Source organism: Mesorhizobium sp. M7A.F.Ca.ET.027.03.2.1 (assembly GCF_003999175.1).
Taxonomy (GTDB): Bacteria; Pseudomonadota; Alphaproteobacteria; order Rhizobiales; family Rhizobiaceae; genus Mesorhizobium.
This window is the reverse complement of sequence record NZ_RZOM01001369.1, coordinates 1-1,298: the sequence shown is the minus strand read 5'-3', so window position 1 is coordinate 1,298 and position 1,298 is coordinate 1. Positions and strand designations below refer to the sequence as shown.

Genomic DNA, 1,298 nt, shown 5'->3' with positions numbered 1-1,298 from the left:
GACCCCGGTCGTCGAATCCGGCGGCAGCGGCGCGGGCATCAAGGAATTCTGCAAGGGCGTCGGCGAAGATACCATCGACATCGCCAACTCGTCGCGTCCGATCAAGGCGGACGAACTCAAGTCCTGCGCCGACGCCGGCGTGAAGGAAGTCCAGGAAGTCCGGATCGGCTATGACGGCATCGTCTTCGCCACCGACATCAAGGGCCCGGATTGGGCGCTGGTTCCCGCCGACATCTACAAGGCGCTCGCGGCCAAGCTGGTCGTCGACGGCAAGCTCGTCGACAATCCGAACACCAAGTGGAGCCAGGTCAATCCGAAGCTGCCCGACTGGGACATCGCCGCCTACATTCCGGGCGAAAAGCACGGCACGCGCGAAGTGTTCGAGACCAAGCTTCTCGATGCCGGCTGTGACAAGGCTGCTCTCAAGGCCGCCGGCATTGCCGACGACAAGGAAATCGGCAAAACCTGCATCGCCATCCGCAAGGACGGCAAGGCCGTCGACATCGATGGCGACTATACCGAGACGCTCGCCCGCATCGACTCCAACAAGACCGGCGTCGGCGTGTTTGGCCTCGCCTTCTATGAGAACAATGCCGACAAGCTGAAGGTCGCCACCGTGGAAGACGTCGTGCCTTCGACCGAGACGATCGCCAGCGGCAAGTATCCCGTCTCGCGCCCGCTGTTCTTCTACGTCAAGAAGGCGCATCTGGGCGTCGTTCCCGGCCTCAAGGAATATGTCGAGTTCTTCCTTGACGACCAGATGGTTGGCCCGGAAAGCCCGCTCGCCGAATACGGCCTCGTTGCTGCTCCGGATGCCGAGCGTCAGGCCCAGCGTGACGCTTTCGCCGCCGGAAAGTCGATGTAATCAGCTGCCGAACCGGGGTGCGGGCCAAATCCCGCGCCCCGGTTTCATCGCAGGCCGCAATGGCGGCTGCGTAAGAATTTCTCTTGGGGTGGGTCCATGTCGTCCTTGCTCGTACTGGCCATCGTCGTTGCCGTCGGCCTGGTTGCCTTTTTCATCGGTCGGCAACGTGCCGCGGCCCAGGACAATGGCAAGGTCAAGCCGCATTCGCGCGCCCACTATCATGGCTGGTGGGCCTTCCTGCTCGCCGTTCTGCCTGCTCTTTTGCTGCTTGCCGTCTGGACCGTCGGGTCTTCCGTCTATCTTGACCGACACATTCACACTGCCTTGCCCGAGCGCACCGTCGACAGCAAGGTTGCCAGTGAGGCACTGGATGTCAGCCTCGTAAAGAGCCTCGCCAGGGGCCTGCGCAAACTCGATGCAGGCACACTGGCCG

2 protein-coding genes are annotated in these 1,298 nt (G+C 62.6%); both read left to right on the top strand.

Annotated features, from left to right (window positions below):
- A partial coding sequence (locus tag EN750_RS34735) for a substrate-binding domain-containing protein (RefSeq protein ID WP_127399304.1) occupies positions 1 to 865 on the top strand: 865 nt, incomplete at its 5' end.
- A gap of 96 nt (positions 866 to 961) precedes the next feature.
- Positions 962 to 1,298, top strand: a 337-nt coding sequence (locus EN750_RS34730; protein WP_189526688.1) for a phosphate ABC transporter permease family protein, incomplete at its 3' end; no start/stop codon positions are given.